The sequence below is a fragment of the Streptomyces sp. NPDC037288 genome, from assembly GCF_055603265.1.
In genome coordinates this window covers 1-20649 of the sequence record NZ_JBVJVY010000021.1, presented here as the reverse complement: position 1 = coordinate 20649, position 20649 = coordinate 1, and the positions used below count along the sequence as shown (strand labels likewise).

General features: G+C 68.7%; 19 protein-coding genes and 1 pseudogene. 11 read left to right on the top strand and 9 right to left on the bottom strand.

All coding sequences use genetic code 11. The annotated features are described in order from the left end of the window. Nucleotides 1-149: 149 nt before the first annotated feature. Genes ACZ7GZ_RS23070 through ACZ7GZ_RS23040 form a run of 7 tightly spaced genes read left to right on the top strand, consistent with a single transcriptional unit; the run spans nucleotide 150 to nucleotide 8096 of the window. Nucleotides 150-1829 carry an ABC transporter substrate-binding protein gene (locus tag ACZ7GZ_RS23070; RefSeq protein WP_471026970.1) on the top strand — a complete coding sequence of 560 codons (1680 nt, stop codon included), beginning with the start codon at nucleotides 150-152 and terminating at the stop codon, nucleotides 1827-1829. Further along, a complete protein-coding gene (locus ACZ7GZ_RS23065) occupies nucleotides 1826-2770 on the top strand; it encodes an ABC transporter permease (protein WP_471026969.1) in 945 nt (314 codons plus the stop codon). Before ACZ7GZ_RS23070 ends, ACZ7GZ_RS23065 begins: the two co-directional genes overlap by 4 nt. Continuing rightward, nucleotides 2767-3759 (top strand): ABC transporter permease, encoded by a 993-nt coding sequence (locus tag ACZ7GZ_RS23060; RefSeq protein WP_471026967.1) that lies wholly within the window; start codon nucleotides 2767-2769, stop codon nucleotides 3757-3759. The genes ACZ7GZ_RS23065 and ACZ7GZ_RS23060 overlap by 4 nt, the downstream gene beginning before the upstream one ends. Continuing rightward, a complete protein-coding gene (locus ACZ7GZ_RS23055) occupies nucleotides 3756-4577 on the top strand; it encodes an ABC transporter ATP-binding protein (RefSeq protein ID WP_471026965.1) in 822 nt (273 codons plus the stop codon). The genes ACZ7GZ_RS23060 and ACZ7GZ_RS23055 overlap by 4 nt, the downstream gene beginning before the upstream one ends. Further along, nucleotides 4574-5584, top strand: coding sequence for an ABC transporter ATP-binding protein (locus ACZ7GZ_RS23050; protein ID WP_471026964.1), 1011 nt, complete (start codon nucleotides 4574-4576; stop codon nucleotides 5582-5584). The genes ACZ7GZ_RS23055 and ACZ7GZ_RS23050 overlap by 4 nt, the downstream gene beginning before the upstream one ends. Further along, entirely contained in the window at nucleotides 5581-6861 is a 1281-nt protein-coding gene (locus ACZ7GZ_RS23045; protein ID WP_471026962.1) for an alpha/beta fold hydrolase, read from the top strand. Before ACZ7GZ_RS23050 ends, ACZ7GZ_RS23045 begins: the two co-directional genes overlap by 4 nt. A 38-nt stretch (nucleotides 6862-6899) precedes the next feature. After that, a complete protein-coding gene (locus ACZ7GZ_RS23040; RefSeq protein WP_471026959.1) occupies nucleotides 6900-8096 on the top strand; it encodes a M6 family metalloprotease domain-containing protein in 1197 nt (398 codons plus the stop codon). 25 nt (nucleotides 8097-8121) lie between these two features. On the opposite strand, the gene ACZ7GZ_RS23035 is transcribed toward ACZ7GZ_RS23040, so the two are convergent. From ACZ7GZ_RS23035 to ACZ7GZ_RS23025, 3 genes are all read right to left on the bottom strand, one after another. Further along, a complete protein-coding gene (locus ACZ7GZ_RS23035; protein WP_471026958.1) occupies nucleotides 8122-9087 on the bottom strand; it encodes a LysR family transcriptional regulator in 966 nt (321 codons plus the stop codon). Between the two features lie 131 nt (nucleotides 9088-9218). Beyond that, nucleotides 9219-10205, bottom strand: coding sequence for a hypothetical protein (locus tag ACZ7GZ_RS23030; RefSeq protein ID WP_471026956.1), 987 nt, complete (start codon nucleotides 10203-10205; stop codon nucleotides 9219-9221). A 26-nt stretch (nucleotides 10206-10231) separates the two neighbouring features. Next, nucleotides 10232-10984, bottom strand: a complete 753-nt coding sequence (locus tag ACZ7GZ_RS23025) for a serine hydrolase (RefSeq protein ID WP_471026954.1) — start codon at nucleotides 10982-10984, stop codon at nucleotides 10232-10234. Between the two features lie 178 nt (nucleotides 10985-11162). Between ACZ7GZ_RS23025 and ACZ7GZ_RS23020 the strand changes: the two genes are divergently transcribed. Beyond that, entirely contained in the window at nucleotides 11163-11873 is a 711-nt protein-coding gene (locus tag ACZ7GZ_RS23020; protein WP_471026953.1) for a hypothetical protein, read from the top strand. 190 nt (nucleotides 11874-12063) lie between these two features. On the opposite strand, the gene ACZ7GZ_RS23015 is transcribed toward ACZ7GZ_RS23020, so the two are convergent. From ACZ7GZ_RS23015 to ACZ7GZ_RS23005, 3 genes and pseudogenes are all read right to left on the bottom strand, one after another. Further along, complete coding sequence (locus tag ACZ7GZ_RS23015; RefSeq protein ID WP_471026951.1) at nucleotides 12064-12357, bottom strand: hypothetical protein; 294 nt, start codon at nucleotides 12355-12357, stop codon at nucleotides 12064-12066. Between the two features lie 282 nt (nucleotides 12358-12639). Then, on the bottom strand, nucleotides 12640-13470 hold the full coding sequence (locus ACZ7GZ_RS23010) for a DUF8017 domain-containing protein (protein ID WP_471026950.1): 831 nt from the start codon (nucleotides 13468-13470) through the stop codon (nucleotides 12640-12642). Nucleotides 13471-14103: 633 nt separating this feature from the next. Further along, a pseudogene (locus ACZ7GZ_RS23005) lies at nucleotides 14104-14394 on the bottom strand (class I SAM-dependent DNA methyltransferase); the annotation flags it as partial. A 217-nt stretch (nucleotides 14395-14611) separates the two neighbouring features. Between ACZ7GZ_RS23005 and ACZ7GZ_RS23000 the strand changes: the two are divergent. Together ACZ7GZ_RS23000 and ACZ7GZ_RS22995 are read left to right on the top strand one after the other, a co-directional pair. Further along, nucleotides 14612-15040, top strand: coding sequence for a hypothetical protein (locus tag ACZ7GZ_RS23000; RefSeq protein ID WP_471026947.1), 429 nt, complete (start codon nucleotides 14612-14614; stop codon nucleotides 15038-15040). Nucleotides 15041-15901: 861 nt separating this feature from the next. Continuing rightward, on the top strand, nucleotides 15902-16768 hold the full coding sequence (locus tag ACZ7GZ_RS22995; RefSeq protein WP_471026944.1) for a hypothetical protein: 867 nt from the start codon (nucleotides 15902-15904) through the stop codon (nucleotides 16766-16768). Between the two features lie 64 nt (nucleotides 16769-16832). Here ACZ7GZ_RS22995 and ACZ7GZ_RS22990 read toward each other — a convergent pair whose 3' ends face one another. The 3 genes from ACZ7GZ_RS22990 to ACZ7GZ_RS22980 all read right to left on the bottom strand — a co-directional run bounded on the left by ACZ7GZ_RS22990 (nucleotide 16833) and on the right by ACZ7GZ_RS22980 (nucleotide 18585). After that, the gene (locus tag ACZ7GZ_RS22990) at nucleotides 16833-17165 is read right to left on the bottom strand and encodes a helix-turn-helix domain-containing protein (protein ID WP_471026941.1); all 333 of its coding nucleotides are present in this window, start codon (nucleotides 17163-17165) and stop codon (nucleotides 16833-16835) included. Nucleotides 17166-17642: 477 nt separating this feature from the next. Further along, nucleotides 17643-18074 carry a type II toxin-antitoxin system Phd/YefM family antitoxin gene (locus tag ACZ7GZ_RS22985; RefSeq protein ID WP_471026940.1) on the bottom strand — a complete coding sequence of 144 codons (432 nt, stop codon included), beginning with the start codon at nucleotides 18072-18074 and terminating at the stop codon, nucleotides 17643-17645. Nucleotides 18075-18318: 244 nt separating this feature from the next. Next, nucleotides 18319-18585, bottom strand: coding sequence for a hypothetical protein (locus ACZ7GZ_RS22980; RefSeq protein ID WP_471026938.1), 267 nt, complete (start codon nucleotides 18583-18585; stop codon nucleotides 18319-18321). Nucleotides 18586-18796: 211 nt separating this feature from the next. Here ACZ7GZ_RS22980 and ACZ7GZ_RS22975 point away from each other — a divergent pair. Continuing rightward, nucleotides 18797-20649 (top strand): hypothetical protein (locus ACZ7GZ_RS22975; RefSeq protein WP_471026936.1); only part of this gene is annotated, 1853 nt, incomplete at its 3' end.

Genomic DNA, 20649 nt, shown 5'->3' with positions numbered 1-20649 from the left:
GTAGGCCTCTCCCGCCGACAGTCCGCTCCACAGCGCCAAGACCAGCGTCCATAACCCGATGTTCTGGGCAACTGAGAGCTGGCTGCGAGGGCCGGTCGCCCACAACCTTGACCCAGCCAGTGAAATGTCACATCGCATAGGGAGCCATCGTGAGAGCACGACGTTCCGGGATGGTCATGGCTGCCGCCCTCGGACTCGTCACCGTCGCCGGCTGCGGGGGAGCCGGCGACGACGGGCGGGGCGGGGCCGCGGGCAAGGGAGGCACACTCCACGTGCTCTCCAGCCTCGACCTGGAGCACCTCGACCCGGCCCGCAACTACGTCACCTCCTCCGAGGACGTGGGCCGCCTCGTCTACCGGACGCTGACGACGTACGCGGCGGCACCCGGGCCGGCCGGAGGCAAGATCGTGCCGGATCTGGCGACGGACACCGGTCGCCCGAGCAACGGCGCCCGGACCTGGACCTTCACGCTCAAGGCAGGGGTGAAGTTCGAGGACGGCCGGCCCGTCACCAGCCGGGACGTCAAGTACGGGGTCGAGCGGACGTTCGCCGCCGAACTCCCCGAAGGGCCGCCGTACGCACGGATGTGGCTTGCAGGAGGCCGGAGTTACAAGGGCCCCTACAAGGACAGGCACGGGCTCACCTCGATCGGGACCCCGGACGACCGGACCATCGTCTTCAAGCTCAACCGCCCGGTGGCCGACTTCGGTTCCGCGGTCTCGCTGCCGGCCTTCGCCCCGGTTCCGCAGGACAAGGACACCGGTGTCCGCTACGACAGCAGGCCCTTCTCCTCCGGTCCGTACAAGATCGGGACCTTCGAGCCCAAGAAGCAGCTCACGCTGGTCCGCAACACCCACTGGAGTCCGGCCACCGACACGGTGCGCAAGGGCCTGCCGGACAAGATCGTGCTCGATCTCAACCTCGACCCGGCCGTCGTCGACCAGCGGCTCATCGCCGCCCAGGGGCAGGACGCGGACGCGGTCGCCTTCGAGCCGGTCGGCCCCGCATCGGTCGGACCGGTGATGGCCAGTCCCGCGGTGCGCAGGCGACTGGTCACCGGCGAGTCGATCAACACGCGTTACCTGAGCATCAACACCCGGCACAAGCCGCTCGACGACGTCCGGGTGCGGCAGGCGATCGCCTACGCGCTGGACAAGGACGCCCTGCGCACCGCTCGCGGCGGCCCGATCGCCGGTCGACTGGCCACCACGTTGCTGCCGCCGTCACTGCCCGGCGCCGTTTCCGACGATCCCTTCCCGAGCCCGGGCGGCAAGGGCGATCCGGCCAAGGCCAAGGCGCTGCTCGCTCAGGCGGGCCATGCCTCCGGCCTGGCCCTCACGCTCGACACCCCGGCCACCGCGGGCGGCCAGGCGCAGGGCGAGGCCGTACAGGCTTCCCTGGCCAAGGCCGGAATCAAGGTGACCATCAACGCGATCAGCTCGTCCGCGTTCTACAGCACGGTGGGCAACACCTCCCAGGAACACGACCTGGTGATCGACGGCTGGACACCCGACTGGCCCGGTGCCTCCACCTACCTGCCTCTCGTGTTCGACGGCCGGCTGATCACCCCCGAGGGCAACAACAACCACGCCCAGTACACCTCGGCCAAGGCCGACGCCCGTATCGACCAGATCGCCAGGATGAAGGACCCGGCCGCCGCCGCGACCGCCTATGGCCAACTGGCCGGGCAAATCATGCGGGACGCGCCGGTCGTGCCGTTCCTGTGGGACAAGGCGGCCGTTCTGATCGGTTCTCGTGTCACCGGTGCCTACGGGCACATCGCCTACGTGGGACGACTGGATCTGGTCTCCCTGGGGCTGCGCAAGTGACCGCCACGCTCCCGGCCCCGGTGCCGGCCGACGCACCGCCTCGCGTCGTACCGCACGAGACGTCCCTGCTGCGCCGCCTGCTGGCCCAGCGCGCCGCGACGGTCGCGCTGTCGGTGGTCGTTCTCCTGGTGCTGCTCGCTCTCGCGGCTCCGCTCATCACCTGGGCCGCCGGCACGTCCCCGACCGAGTTCCACTCCGAAGCGGTGGACCCGGCGCTCGGCGGACTGCCGCGTGGCACCGGCGGCGGGATCAGCGCCGCGCACTGGCTGGGTGTCGAGCCCGGCAGCGGCCGGGACATCCTCGCCCGGGTCGTCTACGGGGCCCGGGTCTCGCTGCTGATCGCCCTGCTCGCCACGGCGTTGTCGGTGGTGCTCGGCACGACGCTCGGGCTGGCCGCCGGGTTCTTCGGCGGCTGGACCGACACGGTCGTCGGCAGGCTGATGGACCTGTTGATGTCCTTTCCCGCCCTCATCTTCATGATCGCGCTGATCTCCGCCGCACCGGGGGTGAACCGGCAGCTGCTGCTGGTCGTCGTCCTCGGCTTCTTCGGGTGGCCCTACGTTGGGCGGATCGTGCGCGGGCAGGCGATGGTGCTGGCCCGCTGCGAGTTCGTGGCCGCGGCCCGGGTGCTGGGCGCCTCCCGGCGCGCACTGCTGGTCCGGGAGGTGCTGCCCAACCTCAGCGGGCCGATCCTCGTGGTGGCGACCATGTCGATCCCCGGCTACATCGCCACCGAGGCGGGCCTGTCCTTCCTCGGCATCGGAGTGCGCCCGCCGACCCCCTCATGGGGCCAGATGATCGCCTCCGCGGTGCCCTGGTACGCCGCCGACCCCGTCTACTTCCTCGTCCCAGGCGCCTTCCTGTTCGTCACGGTGCTCGCCTTCAACGTGCTCGGCGACGCGGTACGGGACGCGCTCGATCCCCGGAGCCGCCGACGATGATCGTCTATGTCCTGCGCAGACTGGCCGCGACGGCGGCGATCCTGCTGGTGATCTGCGCCGCCACCTTCTCGATCTTCTATCTGATGCCCGCTGACCCGGCTCAGGGCGCCTGCGGCAAGGCGTGCAGCCCGGAGCGGATCGCCGAGATCCGCACCACGCTCGGCCTGAACCACTCGGTGTTCGTGCAGTTCCGTGACTATCTGGTCGGCATCGTGGCCGGCCGCGGCTACGGCACGGGCGCGCAGGCCGTCCACTGCCCCGCTCCGTGCCTGGGATTCAGCTTCCAGACCGATCAGCCGGTGTGGCGGATGCTCACGGACCGGCTGCCGGTCAGCATCTCCATCGCCGTCGGCGCGGCGGTCCTGTGGCTGATCGTCGGCGTCACGGCCGGGGTGATCTCCGCGCTGCGCCGCGGCAGCCTGTGGGACCGGGCGGCGATGACGGCCGCGCTCGGCGGCGTCTCCCTGCCGGTCTACTTCACCGCCCTGATGCTGCAGTACCTGCTCGTCGTCAAGCTCGGTCTGCTGCCCTATCCGCAGGCGATCCCGCTCACCGCGGACCCGGTCGGCTGGGCTCAGTCCATGGTCATGCCGTGGATCACGCTGGCGATGCTCTACGCCGGTATCTACGCCCGGATCACCCGCGGCGAGATGCTCGACAGCCTCGGCCAGAACTATGTCCGCACCGCCCGCGCCAAGGGCCTGCCCGAGCCGACCGTACTGCGCCGGCACGCGCTGCGACCGGCGCTGATGCCCATCGTGACGATCTTCGGCATGGACCTCGGCGCCCTCCTGGGCGGCGCCCTCATCACCGAGTCGGTCTTCGGTCTGCCCGGCGTCGGGAAGCTCGCGGCCGACGCGATCAACAGCGCCGACCAGCCGGTGATCCTCGGGGTGACGCTCTTCGCCGCGGGGTTCGTGGTGATCGCCAACGTCGCAGTGGACCTGGTCTACGCGCTCCTGGACCCGAGAGTGAGGGCCGTGGGATGACCCTGCTGACCGTACGCGAGCTGACCGTGGACTTCCCGGGTGGCGTACGCGCCGTGGACGGACTCGACCTGGACCTGGCCGCCGGGGCGGTGCTCGGTGTGGTGGGCGAGTCGGGCAGCGGCAAGTCCGTGACGAGCCTGGCCATCATGGGCCTGGTGCCGGATGCCCGGATCACGGGCGAAGTCCGCTTCGACGGGGAGCCGTTGACCGGTCTGGACCGGCGGGCGCTGCGCCGGCTGCGCGGAGACCGGATCGCGATGATCTTCCAGGATCCGCTATCCTGCCTGAACCCCTACTACCCGGTGGGCTTCCAGATCGCCGAGGCCTACCGGGCACACCGCCGGGCGGGGCGTCGCGAGGGCCGCCGGGTCGCCGTGCGGATGCTGGAGCGCGTCGGCATCCCCGAGCCCGAGCGGCGCGCCCGCGCGTACCCGCACGAGTTCTCCGGCGGCATGCGCCAGCGCGTGATGATCGCGATGGCCCTGTGTCTGGAACCCGACCTGCTCATCGCCGACGAACCGACCACCGCGCTCGACGTGACCGTGCAGGCCCAGATCCTGGACCTGCTGCGGGAGCTGAGGGAACGGTCCGGCACCGCCATCATGCTCATCACCCACGACATGGGCGTGGTCGCGGGACTGGCCGACCAGGTCGTCGTGATGTACGGCGGCCGCGCGGTCGAGCGGGGCACGGTACGCGAGGTGTTCTACCGGCCGCGCGACACCTACACCAAGGGCCTGCTCGCCTGTGTACCCCGGGTCGACGGGCCGTTGCCCGATCGCCTGCCCACCCTGTCGGCACCGGAGGTGACCGCGTGAACGCGCCCCTGCTCGAAGCGCGCGACCTCGTCAAGCGGTTCCCCGTACGGCACGGCCTGACCCGGCGGCTCGCCGGACACGTCAGGGCGGTCGACGGGGTGTCGCTGCGGGTGGACGCGGGGGAGACGCTGGGCCTGGTCGGCGAGTCCGGCTGCGGCAAGTCCACGGTCGCCCGGCTGCTGACCCGGCTCATCGAGCCCACCTCGGGCACGGTCTCCGTGGCCGGACGGGACCTGACCACGCTGGACGAGCAGTTGATACGGCCGGTACGGCGCGACCTGCAGATGATCTTCCAGGATCCGTTCTCCTCGCTCAACCCCCGCCTGACCGTCCGGCAGATCCTGACGGCCCCCTACCGCTACCAGGGGCTGACCCCCGACGAACCCGTGGAGCAGCTGCTGGAGCGGGTGGGCCTGCGGCCGGAGCACGCCGCGCGCTATCCGCACGAGTTCTCCGGCGGCCAGGCGCAGCGCGTCGGGATCGCCCGGGCACTGGCGCTGCGGCCGAAACTGGTGGTGTGCGACGAGCCGGTCTCGGCGCTCGACGTGTCGGTCCAGGCCCAGATCCTCAACCTGCTCAAGGACCTGCGGCAGGACTACGGGCTCGCCTATGTGTTCATCGCACACGACCTCGGCGCGGTCCGCCAGATCAGCACCCGCGTCGCCGTGATGTACCTGGGCACGGTGGTGGAGACGGCCGACCGGGACACGCTCTACGGACAGGCCGCGCACCCCTACACCCACGCCCTGCTGTCCGCCGTACCGCTGCCCGACCCGGACGCCGAACGGTCCCGTGAGCGGATCGTGCTGAGCGGCGACCTGCCCAGTCCGCTCGATCCGCCCAGCGGCTGCCCGTTCCGCACCCGTTGCCCGAGGGCGGCCGACCGCTGCGCCGCCGAGCGGCCCGTACTCCACCCGATCGCCTCGGGGCACGAGGTCGCCTGCCACTACCCGGAACCGCTGACCCAGCCGGTCTCCGAGCCGTCTGCCGAGGAGAGGACCGCATGAGCCGCGCCTACCGCCTGCCCGGACTCGCCGTGACGGACCACGACTTCACCGTACCGCTCGATCACACCGATCCTGCGGGAGTCTCGATCCAGGTGTTCGCCCGGGAAGTCTCCGACCCGCTCCGGGCCGGCGAGCGACTGCCCTGGCTGCTGTTCCTGCAGGGCGGCCCCGGAGGCAAGTCGCCCCGGCCGCTGAACGCCACCTCCGGGTGGCTCGCCCGCGCCCTCAGGACCCACCGGGTGCTGCTGCTGGACCAACGCGGCACCGGCCGCAGCACCCCGATCACGGCCCGGTCGGCCGCACGGTTCTCCGACCCCCGTGAGCTGGCCAACCACCTCGCCCTCTTCCGCGCGGACTCGATCGTCGCCGACGCGGAGCTGATCCGGCATCAACTGTGCGGCGACAAGCCCTGGGAGACGCTCGGCCAGAGCTACGGCGGCTTCATCACCCTCACCTATCTCTCCCAGGCCCCCGAGGGCCTGCGCGCCTGCTACATCACCGGCGGTCTGCCCGGCCTGGACGCCACCGCCGACGACGTCTACGCGGCCACGTATCCCCGGGTCAGGGAGAAGGTGACCGCGTTCTACGCCCGTTACCCCGGCGACCGCGACCTGGTCCGGCGGGTCGCCGACCTGCTCGACCGCCGAAGGGTCCACCTGCCGGACGGCGACCGGCTCACCGTCCGGCGGCTGCGCACGCTCGGCCTGATGCTCGGGATGGGCGACGGAGCCGAGCGCCTGCACTGGCTGCTGGACGAGGCCGTCGGCGCCGACGGCGACCTCTCGGCGACCTTCCTGCAGCAGGTGACGCACCTGACCGGACTCGTCGACAACCCGCTCTTCGCCGTGCTCCAGGAAGCCTGCTTCGCGCAAGGGGGCAAGCCCACCGACTGGGCCGCCGCCCGCGCGATCGCCGGCCGCCCCGAGTTCGCCGAGGACGCCGACCCGCTGCTGTTCACCGGCGAGATGTTCTATCCCTGGATGTACGAGGAGATCGCCGGGCTGCGGCCGTTCCGTGCCGCCGCCCAGATGCTGGCCGAGCCTGCCGACTGGCCCGCCCTGTACGCGCCGTCGCGGCTGGCGGCCAACCAGGTGCCGGTGGCCGCAGCGGTCTACCACGACGACATGTACGTCCCCACGGAACTGTCCCTGCCGACCGCGCGCTCGGTCGGCGCGCTGCGCGCCTGGGTCACCAACGAGTGGGAGCACGACGGGGTGGCCGCCTCCGGCGAAGGCGTGCTGTCCCGCCTGATGGACCTGGCCGCCGGACGGGTCTGACGTCCCCGCACCCGTCCCCACGACAGACACGAGGAGACATGTCCGGATCACCCCAGAGACTCAGAGCCCTGGCCGCGGGTGCGGCGGCGACGGCGTTCCTGACGCTCGGAGCCACCGTCCCGGCCGCGACCGCAGCGCCGGCGCGGAGCACCGCCCCGGCCGCCGACTGCGCGCTGCCCGGCAGGACCGGCTGGACGGACGAGGGCCACGCCACCGACTACACCCGGTTCCAGCGGCCCCTCGGCACCAAACACGTGCTCATGCTGTTCGTCGACTTCCCCGACGCCCAGGCCTCCGGTCCCACCTCCGACTACTACCGGCAACTCGCCCCGGCCGCCGACTGGATGAAGCACGACTCCTACGGCCGGACCTCGCTCGGCATCACCCCGCTGGACCGGTGGATACGGATGCCGCAGGACTCCACCAGCTACGGCTTCCAGCGCGGGATCACCTTCGAGCAGCACGAGGCGTACGTCCGGCAGGCGGTGGCGGCCGCGGACCCGTACGCCGACTTCTCCCGGTACGACATGGTCTACCTCGTCCCGGCCAGGTCCGCCGCCGCGATCAGCTTCTCGCCGACGTACCTGTACGACCCCACCACCGCGGGCGTCACCGCCGACGGCAAGCGCCTCAAGTGGGCGGTGACGTTCGGGCAGGACATGTGGCACTGGGGCTTCAAGGTCGCCGACCACGAGACCGGCCACACCTTCGGCCTGCCCGACCTCTACGCGTTCGCCGGCACGGACTACCACCGTTTCGCCGGCGGCTGGGACCTCATGGGCGACATCGCCGGGGCCGCCCCGCAGCACCTCGGCTGGGAGCGATGGAAGCTCGGCTGGATCGACGACCGCCAGGTCACCTGCCTCCCCTCGGCCGGACGCCGCACCGTCCGCCTGAATGCGGTCGAAAGCCCCGGCGGGACGAAGATCGCGGTGATCCCTACCGGCGAGACCACCGCCTACGTCGCCGAGTCCCGCAGGGCCGTCGGCGCGGACCGTCACGCCTGTTCCACCGGCGTGCTCGTCTACAAGGTGGACACCTCGACCCAGACCGGCTACGGCCCCGTCCAGGTGGTGAACGGCAACCCGGGCGCCACGCCCCCCTCGGGCTGCCGGGCACTGGACATGGCGGCACTCCACCCCGGTCAGACCTTCACCGATCCCGCCACGGGAGTCCGGATCGATGTCGACAGCAGCGCCCCCCTGCACGACGAGATCTCCGTCGCCCTGCAGTGAGAGCCGGTCTTCACCGCGTGGTGGCTCACCCGGGCAGGCACAGCGTCTCGGGGCGGCGCCGGCGCCAACGCGCGTAGGCCGGTGCGGCGGCACCGGTGGCGAGATACCCCGCGGCCACCCTGCGCACGACCTCGTCACCGTGTGCGGCCAGCGGTCCGTCGTGGCGCAGGCCGAGCACGTGGCGGTACCAGAGAGGATCACCGGTGAGCGGGCGCACGGCGACGCCCGGCACCTCGATGAAGGTGGCCTGACAGAGACTGACGGCCAGGCCCGCCCGGACGATGTCGATCAGCTGCCGGCCTTCCGCCTCGTAGGGGGCGTGCGGCTGACGGCCCGTCCGGGAGAAGACGGACGCCCAGTACTCCCGGGTACGGTCACTGTCCGGATGCGGCATGGCCCAGTCCTCCGCGATGAGCTCCTCCAGACCCACCTCTTCGCGGCCGGCCAGGGTATGGGCGGACGGCAGCAGTGCGAAGACGGGCTCGGTGACCACCGGGCGCAGCACGACTCCCTCGCGCGGCGCGAGCTCATGCCCGGGGCTGTCCCCGAGGACCGCCGCCTCCAGACGCCCCGCCGAGAGGTCGTCCACCAGCGGCGACGGGGAGTACTGACATCGGGTCGTCACGGCCGATCCGGGAACCAACTCCCTTGTGGCCAGGACGAGATCGGCCAGCAACGGGGCGCCCACCGATCCGAGGCGGACACGGCCGGGGGCCGTCCCGCAGTGAGCGGCACGGGCGGTGTCGGAGAGCAGGCCGTCGATGCCCGGCAGGATCGCCCGCGCCCGGGGCAGCACCAGCTCACCCAGCGCGGTGGGCACGGCACCGGCCTGCCCCCGGGCGAAGATCGGTCCGCCCAGCATGGCCTCGATACGCCGCAGCTGGGCGCTGAGCCCCGGTTGGGTCATGCACAGCGACGCGGCGGCACGGGTCAGGCTTCCGGCCTCCGCGATCGCGCAGATCACTCGCAAGTGCCGTACCTCTAGATCCATGGCGCGGATGGTAGGGAGCCCGGGGAGCTTCCGGCAGGGGGTCGGGACCGGTCAGTCCCATATGCAATGTCACACGCCACTGAAATGCTATGGGTGCAGTGCCACGAATCCCCGGACCGCACTTCGCTGACTCAGGTCGCTCCGCCGCTCGGGCTCGTCCGGCGCGGGTTGCCGCGGTCGACGGTGAACACGACGGTGCTTCCCGTCTGCAGCGGCGTGGTGAAGATGGCGTGGGCGGCGACCTGACCGAACGCCTCGGGGTAGGTTCGGCCGTGCTGGGTCAGTCCGCTCGCACCGAGTCGGCTCAGTCCGGACACCTGTGTGTTCAGGATCTGAGAGCCGATGGTCTCGCCCACAGTGAGGCGGTACTCCGCATCCAGGATGGGCTTGAAGGTGGTGGCCTGGACCCGGATTTCACGGTCGGATCCGAGGTACTTGCGGGCAACGACGTGGAATTCAACGTAGTGGAGACCGTGATGCCGGCGCTGCTCCGACAGCGGGAATCGGTATTCGATCGCGGGAGATCCATGCAGGACGGTCTGGCGCGGTGGCTCTTGGGGGAGTTCCTGGCCGTTGACGCGGACGTGATCGACGCGGAAGCAGTTTCGGTCCGTCAGCGCGAGCCCCTCGTCGATCTGCCAGCGGAACACATATCTGTTGTCGCCAGCCAGGGTGCTGAAGGGTTCGTCCGACAGTGACGAGACACATACGAAGCGGAGTTCTGTGGGCAGGGTCGAGACCTGGTAGGAGATGCGCATGGCCTGGACGGCGTATCCGTCGACTGCGAGGCCGTCCAGGTGACAGTCCCACCGGTAGCGGGCGAGGGCTCCGGCGAAGAGGTTTTCCCGTATGGGTTCGAGGACTTCACGCAGAGCGTGGTCGATGGCCTGATCAACCTGCAGCGTTGTGTCGCGGATCGTGATCTGGCCGAAGATGATGCTGACCACGGCTGCCGAGACGAGGGTGCTGCCGATCACCTCCAGGCACTTGACGATCACGTCGTCGTGGGCGCGGTTCACCGAGATGACGAGAGCAATCGCTCCCACGACGAGTATCAGAAGGTTGTAGATGCGCACCGTGCGCCGGACTTCTGCGATGACATTGCGCTGGTCGGTCATCTGGGGACTCCCGTCCGCGAGCCCGGTTACGCGGTTTCGCCGAGCTGATGCCACACATCGGCGATGCAGTCGCCGATCTGGATGCCCACGGTGGCGGTGTCCTGCTGGTCGTCGGTGAGGAACACGGCGATCACGTCACTGTCGCGTCCGTAGAGGATGCCGGCGTCGTGGGCGAGGCCACGCAGGCTTCCGGTCTTGTGAGCGACGTGCAGGTCGTCAGGGAGGCGTAGCGGCAGACGGAAGTTGCGCATGCTGTTGCGCATGGCCTTGATCATGTCGTGCAGTCGGGGTTGAGTGGTTGCGTAGCGCAGGATGGCGGCCATGTCATGGGCTGTCGTGGTGCTGTCTCTGGCCTTCGGTCCCAACTCGGCGTCGGTAAACCCCACTCGCATGTACGTGTGTTGTGCTCCGGCTCGTGTGGCTGTGTCCGTTACCGCGTCCATGCCGACCAGTTCGGTCAGGAAGGCGCCGACGGGGTTGTCGCTCGTGGCCAGCATCAGACCACACAGTTCGGCCAGCGTGAACTCGTGCTGAGGATCGAACACCTCAAGCAGGGACGGGTAGGCCGTGCGCTCCAAGTCGGACCGTTTGACCACGCGCGAGGCGTCCGCGCGCTCCAGCACGGTGAGGGCCAGGGGTACCTTCATCAGGCTGGCGGCAGGGAACACCCGGTGGGCGTTGCGGTGAACGCGGAGATCTCTTCCGCGCAGGGACGACAGCACCACGGCTCGTGAAGGGTCGTGGCCGATGAACGAGTCGATGCGGCCATCAATGTCCATACAGCCAGCCCCCCGCATGCCCCCGACATGACTGATTGCAGGTTAACGGCAGGCTTTTGGAGCGTCCATACGCGGTGACAGGGATGGCCGTCGCCGGTGGCCGGCTGCCGTCGTGACGACTTGGTGCACGCCGCAGGACGGTCACCAACCCGCGGAAGGGCACCCTTAGGGTGAGTGGATGCTCGAACCTGATGTGAGGAAGACCCAGGCGGTGCTGCCTGCCTACGCGATCGAGATCGGAACCGATCCGCTGGAGCAGCCGATGCGGAACTCGGTGGGCGGCTGGCCCTTCTTCGACGACGCCCAGGAGTGGCCGGAGTGCTTTTGCGGCATTCGAATGGCCTTGTTCTTCCAGCTCGACCTGCCTTCGGACCTGGAGCCTTTCGGCGGAGACCACCTCCTGGTCTTCCACTGCAGCATGCACAACGACGCATCCGAGCCCGAGACCGCCGACGGCCGGCTGGTCCCACGGTACTGGGACGCTGCGCAGCCGCCCTACCCACGTCCGTTCTGGCGCGTGCTGCTCCAGCGCAGTGCGACGACGCCGGCGGCGGAGCTCGAACCGTCCGTGTGCGCCCTGCCGCTGACCCTGCACCCCTTCGCCGACACCCCTGACGCGCGAGGACTGGGAGCCCCGATGTTCAAGGTGGGCGGTAGGCCGTCCTGGGCTCAGGATCCCGAGTACTACCGGTGCTCGTGCGGCGCCGACTTGGTCTACATCTGCCAGGTGCCTGAGCACATGCGGTTCGCCATCCGGCCCGGCCGGCCAGAGCAGCCCTACAGCATCAGCGCCGATACCTACTGGCTGTTTCTCGGCAACGAGGTCTACCTGCTGGCTTGTCCGGACCACTGCGATCCGGCGGCAGTCTGGCCGGTGAACCAGAACTGACCCCTTGACATCATCAGCCTGCACGACCTGACATTCTCTGCGACCGCCCGAGGACGGAGCCACCGGACGGGTGCCCGTCAGGGAGTCGCCGTTGTAGTCGACGGTGGCCAGGTTGCCGTCCCCGTGCGTCCGGCCAGGCGGTCAGCCGTTCGCTGACCGCCTGCGACCTCTGGTGGCGGCAGAGGCCCGTCTAGAAGGCGCTGTTGTTGCAGCCCATCGTCGAGCCGAGGTGGGTGCTCTGGCTGCCCGCGTCGCCCTCGCCGTTGAGCCCGTTGCCCAGCAGGCCGTTGATCAGCCCGACCGCGCCGAGGACGTCGATGTTCAGGTCATGGGACTTGCATTGGGTGCTCTGCTGGACGCTGTATCGGTTGCCCCCGTGGCCGTCGCCCCGACCCCAGCCGGCGGCGTGGGTGGTGCCGGCGGTCAGCACTCCGACGCTGCTGAGGGCGGCGACCAGGACGGCGGCCTTGCGAAGCTTGTACATGTCATCTCCGGTGAGGCGAGGTGGATCGATGAGTGAAGCATCGACTCCTTACAGCAAACGGAGATTAGTGAGAAATCTCCGAAATCATCCCTCGGCGCGCCGAGTTTCGTGATCATGCATCGCAAGCGACCTGGTGTCGCACACCGTGTGCATCACCTGATCGGACCGGAGCGTACGGCCGGACCGGCGTCTGCCCGACAGGGAGGCCGCATGCAGGAGCGAAGTCCGCGCGTACGTCTGGGCGGGGCTGACCGGTCCGCCTTCGCCGGGGTCTGTGTGGGATCAGGAGCCCGACGGGCCGTCGTAAAGCCGTACCGTGGCGGCGATTTTCCGAATGGTCGCGTCCGGTACCTCGGCGCTCACGTTCTTTGCGCCGAAGAACGACCAGGACACCAGATCCCCTGCAGTGTTCTTGAAGCCGAAGACCCATGCCTTCCCGTCCGTGGCGCACTTCTCGGACTTCTTCGTGCCTACGGACCAGGCGGTGCCCAGAGTGCCCTTGAGGCCGGAGTTCGTGGTGAACGACTCGACGGTGCCGGTCTTCACCTTCTTCTTGTCCGGTTGGGCATACGCTCCGAACACCCAGGTCTGCGAGTCGGAGCCGGCGATCTCCTGCGTGCTTCCGTACCCGTTGTTGCCCCTCGTGCCCACCTGGGCCAGTGGGGTGTTCTCCAGTGTGCCGTCCCGGTTGTCGTCCGAGGAACACCACTTCTTCTGCAGCATCGCGACATTGCGTATCGCAATGAGCGGCTTGTCATCCGGGTCCCCGTCCTTGGAGACGTAGGTGACCCAGCCGGGGGACTGGATCTCCCATTGGGGCGGGACATCGAATGCGATGTGCTGGGTCGGGTTCGTCACTACCTGCCAGCCCTTGACCGTGGCGGTTGTGGTGCCCGGCCCTCGTGGGTTGGCGGAACTCTGTGACGGTGATGTCGCGTTGGTCGGCTTCGGGCCGGGCTCGTCGTGCCTGTGGCCGCCGAGGACCAGGAATCCGGTGACGCCGGCGGCAAGTACGACGGCTGCCGCGGCGATGACGGCCACGAGTCCGGTCCGGTTGCGGCCGCCACCCGTCGGTGGGGGCACGGGTGCGCCGGCGGCCGGCTGCGTGGGCATCTGCCAGGGATGGGGCTGCTGGTAGGAGTTCGGCTGGTACGGGCCGGGACCGGGCTGCTGGTAAGGGTTCGGTGGGCCAGGCTGCTGGTACGGGTTCGACTGACTTCCCACCGGGGGCTGCTGCGGGTTCTGTCCGTCCCTCGGCGACTGCTCTCCTGGCCACATGAGCCGTAACGATACGGCAGCCGCTTCCGGCGAGAGACCCGGAGGCGCACGATGAGGGTGGTGCCGCTGGGCCGCCGTCGAGCGCACCATGTCGAAGCTGCCCGGCTACTGTCGCCTCAGTCCCCAACCGCCGCGAACGAAGTCCCCGCAAATGCTTGGACCTTCGTCCTGGTTGCCGGCCTCTGCTACTGCAAGCCTCAACCGCCTCGCCGCCTGGGACCCGGTATAGGTTGTTCATCTCTCAATCAGCTACGCGTGTTGATCCCGTGATCATTTTGCGCGAATCTCGTGACAGGCGAGAGGTTGGGGGGCTCCTCAACTCGCAGGCGGGAAAGGTCTCATGAGCTTCAAGTCCAAGATCGTCAAGGGCGGTATGGCCGCGGCTGTGACCGGCGCCGCGGAGCCGACGGACAGCCCCTAGTCGCCCGCGCCCGCAGGCGACGGCGGTACCTCGACGACGAAGAACACGAGCCGCCGCCTGGCCAGCGCCAGCATCCCGCCGCTGGCGTCGATGCCGGTGACGACCGCACCGCGGTCGCGCAGTGCGGCGGACAGGGGGCCTGAGCCACAGCCGGCGTCCAGGATCCGACGGCCGGCCACCTCTCCGGCGAGGGCCAGCATCGCGGGCCGGGCGTAGTACGCGTTCACGAGGTTGTCCTCGTTCTCCGCCGAGTAAGCCTCGGCGAATCTGTCGTAGTCATTCGCCGGGACCGGATCGGCAGACCGGGAGCTCTCGGGTACGTCGGTTATGTGTTCCATCGTCGCAGCCTAGTAGTCACATGATCCGCCGAAACCCTGGCCAGACGCGGTGCACGACCGTGCGGCGCCGACGGTCAGGCCACGACCTGCACTGTGCCGGAAGATCACGTAGGATTCAGGTCCAGAATCGATCAACTGTTGCAGTCATCCGCCAAGTTGGAGATTTCTCCACGCTTCAGACCAAGGGTGATCGTGCAGGGGGGAAGGAAGAGAATCGATGAAGTCGACCAGTATCCGGCGACGCCTTGCCGGGACCGCGGCCACTGCCCTGATGGTGGGTGCGGGTGTCCTCGCGGCTGCCCCCTCGGCAGCGGCGAAGGCCAACCTGCTGACCATCGACAAGGTGTCGTTCCACAAGCCGAACGTACAGGTGAAGGTCACCTACTCCTGCGATCCGGGCATGGACCATGAACTCGTCGCCAACGCCAGGACGCTCGGCACGGGCACCCATCGTGAAGGCAACGCCGCCGGCACGATCAAGAAGGACAAGCTGGTCTGCGACGCCGGCGACCACATCGCCCAGGTGACCATGCGCCCGGCCCAGGGCTCGTACTTCGTCAAGGGAGACAAGGTCAAGGTCACCGTCTTCTATTTCGACAACGACGGGTTCAGCTACGCCCGCGAGGCGACCGTCGCCGTTCTCTGAGCGGCTGGGGCGCCGACCGCCACGGCGGGCACCGTCATGCACCACGAAGGTGGGCCCCGCCCGGGGGCCCACCTTTTCATGTGCAGCCCGTGATCGAGGTCACCAACTGGCACACCTTGAAGACGACCTGCAAGTCAGAAGAGATCATTTCAACGAGAGCCGAACCGCGTCGGCGTACAACTCGGTGTCCGGCCCGCGATGCCAGCCGCACCTTCGCCGCACCTGTCGGTTGAACACCCGGCAGCGGATGACAAAGAGAGAGTCCCGGGGGCGAACCCGGGACTCTGTGTGTCATCGGTGCCGGCGGCAGTGAGGGCATGGGCCCTCACCCTCCTCGTCCTTTGAGGAGCACCTGACCTCAACGATCTGAACGCCAGAGTGATTCTTGCGTTGCAGCCATGCCGTGAGAATCGGAGCCATCACCTGAGCCAGCGAGTCCCATGGGACCGACTGCAGGACGTGACAAAGGTCGTTGATCATCTATTCATCCGCTCACTAAGCCCCTCCCATCTCTGGGAGAGACCAAGTTGGCGCTCATGGCAGAGCGCCACCGCCCGGGGTCGGCGGGAGGGGCACCAGTCACTGGCTATGACAGCGCAATGTCCCCACTACGACATGTCAGACGCTCGGCTCACCGTGACAGTTCCCGACCGAGTAACAACAGACAGACGTCCTCGGCAAAGATCCGGAGCCGGAGCCCGGCCGTCCGTCGACCGGGCTGACGCGGTCCGATGCTCGGACACGCTGGCCGATTGTTGCTGAAAGTAACGGCGCGGTCTCGCGCCGACTGACATCATCAGCTCTACTCGCGGCAGCTCTCGACGTCTGGTGTGCGGCGAGAGGACTGTGCGCTGGTGTGACGTGCCGGGAAGGAGCTCTGCTTGGCTTGCGCACGCTGATGACGGTCCGGCCTGTCCGTGCAATGTCCTGGGGGCGCCGTCGATGAGTTGGCATCATGCCTGGCTGGCTGATTACGCGTTACCGGCCGCCGTGAGCGTGGTCATCGCGTGGGTCGGGCTGGCGCGTGAGTTCTCGGGCAAAGGACGGCTGCTGGGCAGTTGGGCGTCCTCTGGTCTGATGCTGCTCGTGCTGGCGTTGATGGGTGCGGTGGCGGCCGGCGCGGTGGTGCTGCTGCCGCACGCGGCGTCGATTCCTCCTGTGATCGCGGGTGCTGCGACGGGGGCCACCGCGCTGCCCCGACGCAGACAGGACGAGACCGCTCAGCCGTACGTCAAGTTCATGACGCTGGGTATCGCTTTGGCCCGGGAGCGGCTGGTGCAGCGTGTCCACCTCGACGCCTGTACCTGGTCGGACCGCTTCCTTCACGGTGTGGAGACCTCGGCGCAGCTCCGGGTGTTCGTCCACGATCTCAAGCTGTACCTGCTGGAACGGCATCCGCTCGCCGCTGAGACCAAGACGGTCAACGCCATCTACGCGGACGTCGAGAAGGCGCTCGATGCGGCGCTGGACGTGCAGACCCGTCTCGACGAGGCATGCCGTCAGGCCGGGCGTGAGCCGACGGATGATGAACTCATCGCCCGCCGACAGGCGTTCGGCACCGCTCTCGCGCAGTGCGGACACCTGCTGCGCTTCGCATACGTGCACGGCCGACGGAGCGAGAACGAAGAGCTCCGGGCCCTGCGGGCGAAAGCGACGTCCAACGACGCCTTCCACCATCCGGCGCTGCCACCGCAGCGCCGCTGGTTCGACCGCTGGCTGACCCGCTGAAGAGGCAGCACCCGTGATCCGCCACGGAGGGTTGGGCCTGGGACCCGGGCGTCGGCTCACACGCTCAGCGGTGGGCGGGCAGCCCGCTGCTTCTGTAGGGCTGTGTGTCGGTGCTGTCGCAGGCACTGGCGTCCGCTGACTGAGGTCGGGGACGGAAGGTGATCTGCACGTCGGCATCCAGTGCCTCCGCTACCGCGGCCAGTGTCCGGACCGTCAGGTTCGCGTCAGCGGACATGATCTGGCTGACGCGGCCCGGACTGACGCCCATCGCTGCCGCCAGGTCGGAGCGGGTCTTTCCCAGCCCCGTCAGCAGGCCGGCCAGGGAGGCCGTGGCCTCCCTCGCTATCCGGGAAGCCGCTAAGTTCGTCCGGCTCTCGTCACGGGCGAAAATGCCCATGGTGCAGCACCCCCAACTCAATGAGCGGCAACGCTCGTTGCCACCCCATGAGGATGCCACCTTTAGCTATGACTAAAAACACGGCTGGTGGAAAATGTACTCCCCGTGCTCCCCATACGGGCCTCTGACCTGCAGCAACGCTTGCGCGAACTAACGCAAAGTCACCCTGTCGGGTCAACGGGCGTTTCGCCCGGATCGCGGATCGCGGATCGCGGATCGCGGATCGCGGATCGCGGATCGCGGATCGGCGACGCCGACGTATAGAGGTCACCGGGAATGGATGAGCCTCCGGCGGTCAGCGGCTGTTTGACGGTCCGTAGTAGGCGGGGATGAAGGCGGGGCCTTCGGGATGAGGATGCTCAGTCGGTCGCGTCGGTCGCGTCGGTCCCGCAGGCGCCCGTGTGGGCGCCTGCGGCAGCTGCGGAGGGTGCGGCGGTTACCGCTCACCCGGCAAGTGTCGCCTGACCGGTTCGCCGTTCAGTGCTCGTCGCCTACCGGCGTCTGACGGGCGAGGAACTCGGCGAACGCCGCCGACTGCTTTGGGCCCATGTATCCCTGACGTCCGTACATCGCCTGTTGTTCCAGCCACGCCACCGTTTCGGCGTCGCGCAGCTCGGCGACGACCACCCGGCCCCGGACGAGCGTCATCGCCCCGTGCGGATGGCGGTAGCCGATATAGGGCCCGTACACCGTCGGCCCCGGCGGGTACTCGTGTGCCGGTTCGTCCTTCGGTCGCGCGCCCTTGTTGTGACGTGCGGCCCAGTACTCCAGTGCGGCCAGCTCGACCGCCGGCAGCAGCACTCGCGCCGGCTCACCGTCCGCGTTGAGGCGCACGCGCTCGCCGGTCTCCTCGACCTCGGCGACCAGGCGCCCGAACTCGGGTTCGCCGTCTATCAGTTCCACGTCCATAGCCGCCGACGTTACCCGCATCCGGCAGTGCGTGACCGCGCCTTGGGCGTCGGGCCGCAGCACGGCGGGGCCGGTGGTCGTGGAGCGTGCGCTCGCCCACATCGCCGTCGGTGATCAGACGCCGTGTTCTCCTCGCAATGAGCAGGAACGCCAACGGGTTTCACGAAGTGGCAAGGTGGTCACCCGGGAGCACCCGATGACCGACCCAGGGCTACGGATCTCCTGGCATGCGGATCGACCGCGTTCAGCGGCATGTCGTCAGCAAGGTGCTCACAAGCGTGACCACGGCCAGCAGTGGTCCGACCGACGCGAGGGCGGCTGTCAGCCCGTGCCGCGCTGCCTCCCATCGGTTGTCGCCGGCCTTGCGGCTCATCCAGGCAACGGCCAGGCCGGTGACGACGCTGATCAGGATCACGATCGCGATCCACGGCAGCACGGCCAGAAGCCGATCCATGGGCTGTGACGCGCGGCAGGTGGCCGACGGCGCAGCGGCGACGGCGAAGTCGAGCACGGTGGCGCTCCTTCCATGACGGGTGTCGGACGCCGGGCGGCGTCTGACACCCATCCGGCCGTTTCCGGGGGCGTCCGGCGCCGGACGCCCCGTATCGGGAGCCGAATCCGCAGGTCACAGCGGAGCCCGGATTTTCCGGCCGGATCCGGAGCGGACGGGGGCGGCGGTGCGGTAGGAAGAGGTGGCCAAGAGAAAAGGGGGTTTCCGTACCGTGCAGGAAGACTTCGTCACCGCGCTGACGTCCCTGCTTGAGCTGGCGAACCGGCCCACGTACCGGGCGATCAGCCAGGAGACGGGCGTGGGACACTCCACCGTCGGTGACTGGTTCCAAGGCAAGAGCGTCCCGCTGAAGGCCGAGGCGCTGGAGAAGGTCGTTGTCGCCCTGCGGCGCAGGATCGTGGACAAAGGGCTGGACAAGGGCTGGACGCCAGAGGAGACGGCCAGGTACCGCAGGCTCACGCCGCAGTACCTGGAAGGCCTGCGCGTGGCGGCGCATGCTCCTGGAGCGGATTCCCTCAGCCGGCTTCGCCGACTGACGGAGCAGGCGATGCGTGACCTGGCGATCGTGATGGAGCCCGGTCCCAGGTTCCGGCAGGGAATCCGGCTTGAGGAGCTCCACGTGGTCAGAGGCGTGGAAGACATCGTTCTCGCCGCCATTCCCGAGCGCTGCGCCCAACTCGTGGCCGGCGAGCCCGGATCCGGCAAGACCACCGTGCTGTGGAGCCTGCAGCGCACCTTGTCCCGACAGCCCGGCCTGGAAGCGCTGTTCATCAAGGCGACCTATCTTCTCGACGGTCTGCGGACGGATGCGGCTGGCGTGCCCACGGCGCTGACCGTCGACGAGATCATCGAAGCGGTTCGGTTCTGCGAAGCGACGCATGTGACGCCTGTCCTGCTCGTTGACACGCTCGACCTGCTGATGCACAGCAGCGATGGGCAGAAGCTCGTGGCGAAACTGCTGGAGGCAACAAGGCGGGCCGGGATCTCGGTGGTGGTCTCCTGCCGGCCGGGTGAGGCCATGCAGTTGCCGTTCGAGACGCTCGACGGCGACGAGACCGCAGCCGAGGCGGCAGAGGCGCCCACGCCGCAGCCGAGCGTGACGCCGGCCCAGCGCAGAGATGCCTACCTGCGGCCCCAGCTGATGCTGGGCTGGTACAGCCCCAGTGAGCGCAGCGACGCCATCGGGCGGCACAGCCGGGTGTTCTGCCCGGACCGTCTGTACGGGGCGGGCGCCGCAGAGCGTCTGGAAGAGGACCTCACAGATGCCGTCTACCGGGACCTTCCGCTGCGGGAAGTGTGCGACAACCCTCTGTACCTGCGGCTGCTGTTCGACATCTACGCACCAGACCCGCCCATCAAGGAAATCGACGTCGCTTCCCTCTTCGACGAGCTTCGACGGCGGCGCGTGCACCACGACTCAAGGGCCGGGGAAGGGGACCACACCGCAGGCCGGTACGCAGACCGGAGTGTGCTGGACACGGCAAGAGCGCTGGCCCGGTACATGCTCGCAGCCAACACCCTGGAAGTGGATGTCCGCAGGGAAGGGCACCACCTGGAGGAGCTGCTCCCGGACAAGTCATGGGACGACATCGACATCGACCTGGACGAACTCCGGCGTCGTGGCTTGGTCGCGGCCATCCCCGAGACGTCCTCGGTCCGCTTCTTCCACCAGACGTTCTTCGAGTACATGGTCGCCGACTATCTGCGGACCGCACATCGAGGCCGTGAGCTGATCGAACGGATGCTGAAGCACCCGGACGACCTGGTCCTGGCAGCCGTGGCAGGGCAGCTGGTGCCCCGGGAGTCCCCAGGGGCGGCCGATGAACTGCTTGAGCTGCTCCTGCGGGACAAGCGGCTGGCGCCGGTCGGCATCGAGTTCTACGCCCAGCTGGGCTCACCGGGCAAGGTGACCCGGACCGCCCGCGAGGAACTGCGCAAACTCCCCCCGGAGGCGGTCAAACGCTTCCTCAGTGGGCGTTCAGGTATGCCTCATGCCGGTATGAGAGTTCTGTCGCTGTGCCAGTTTGAGGCCTTTCGACGTATCGATGCGACTCATCACTTCCA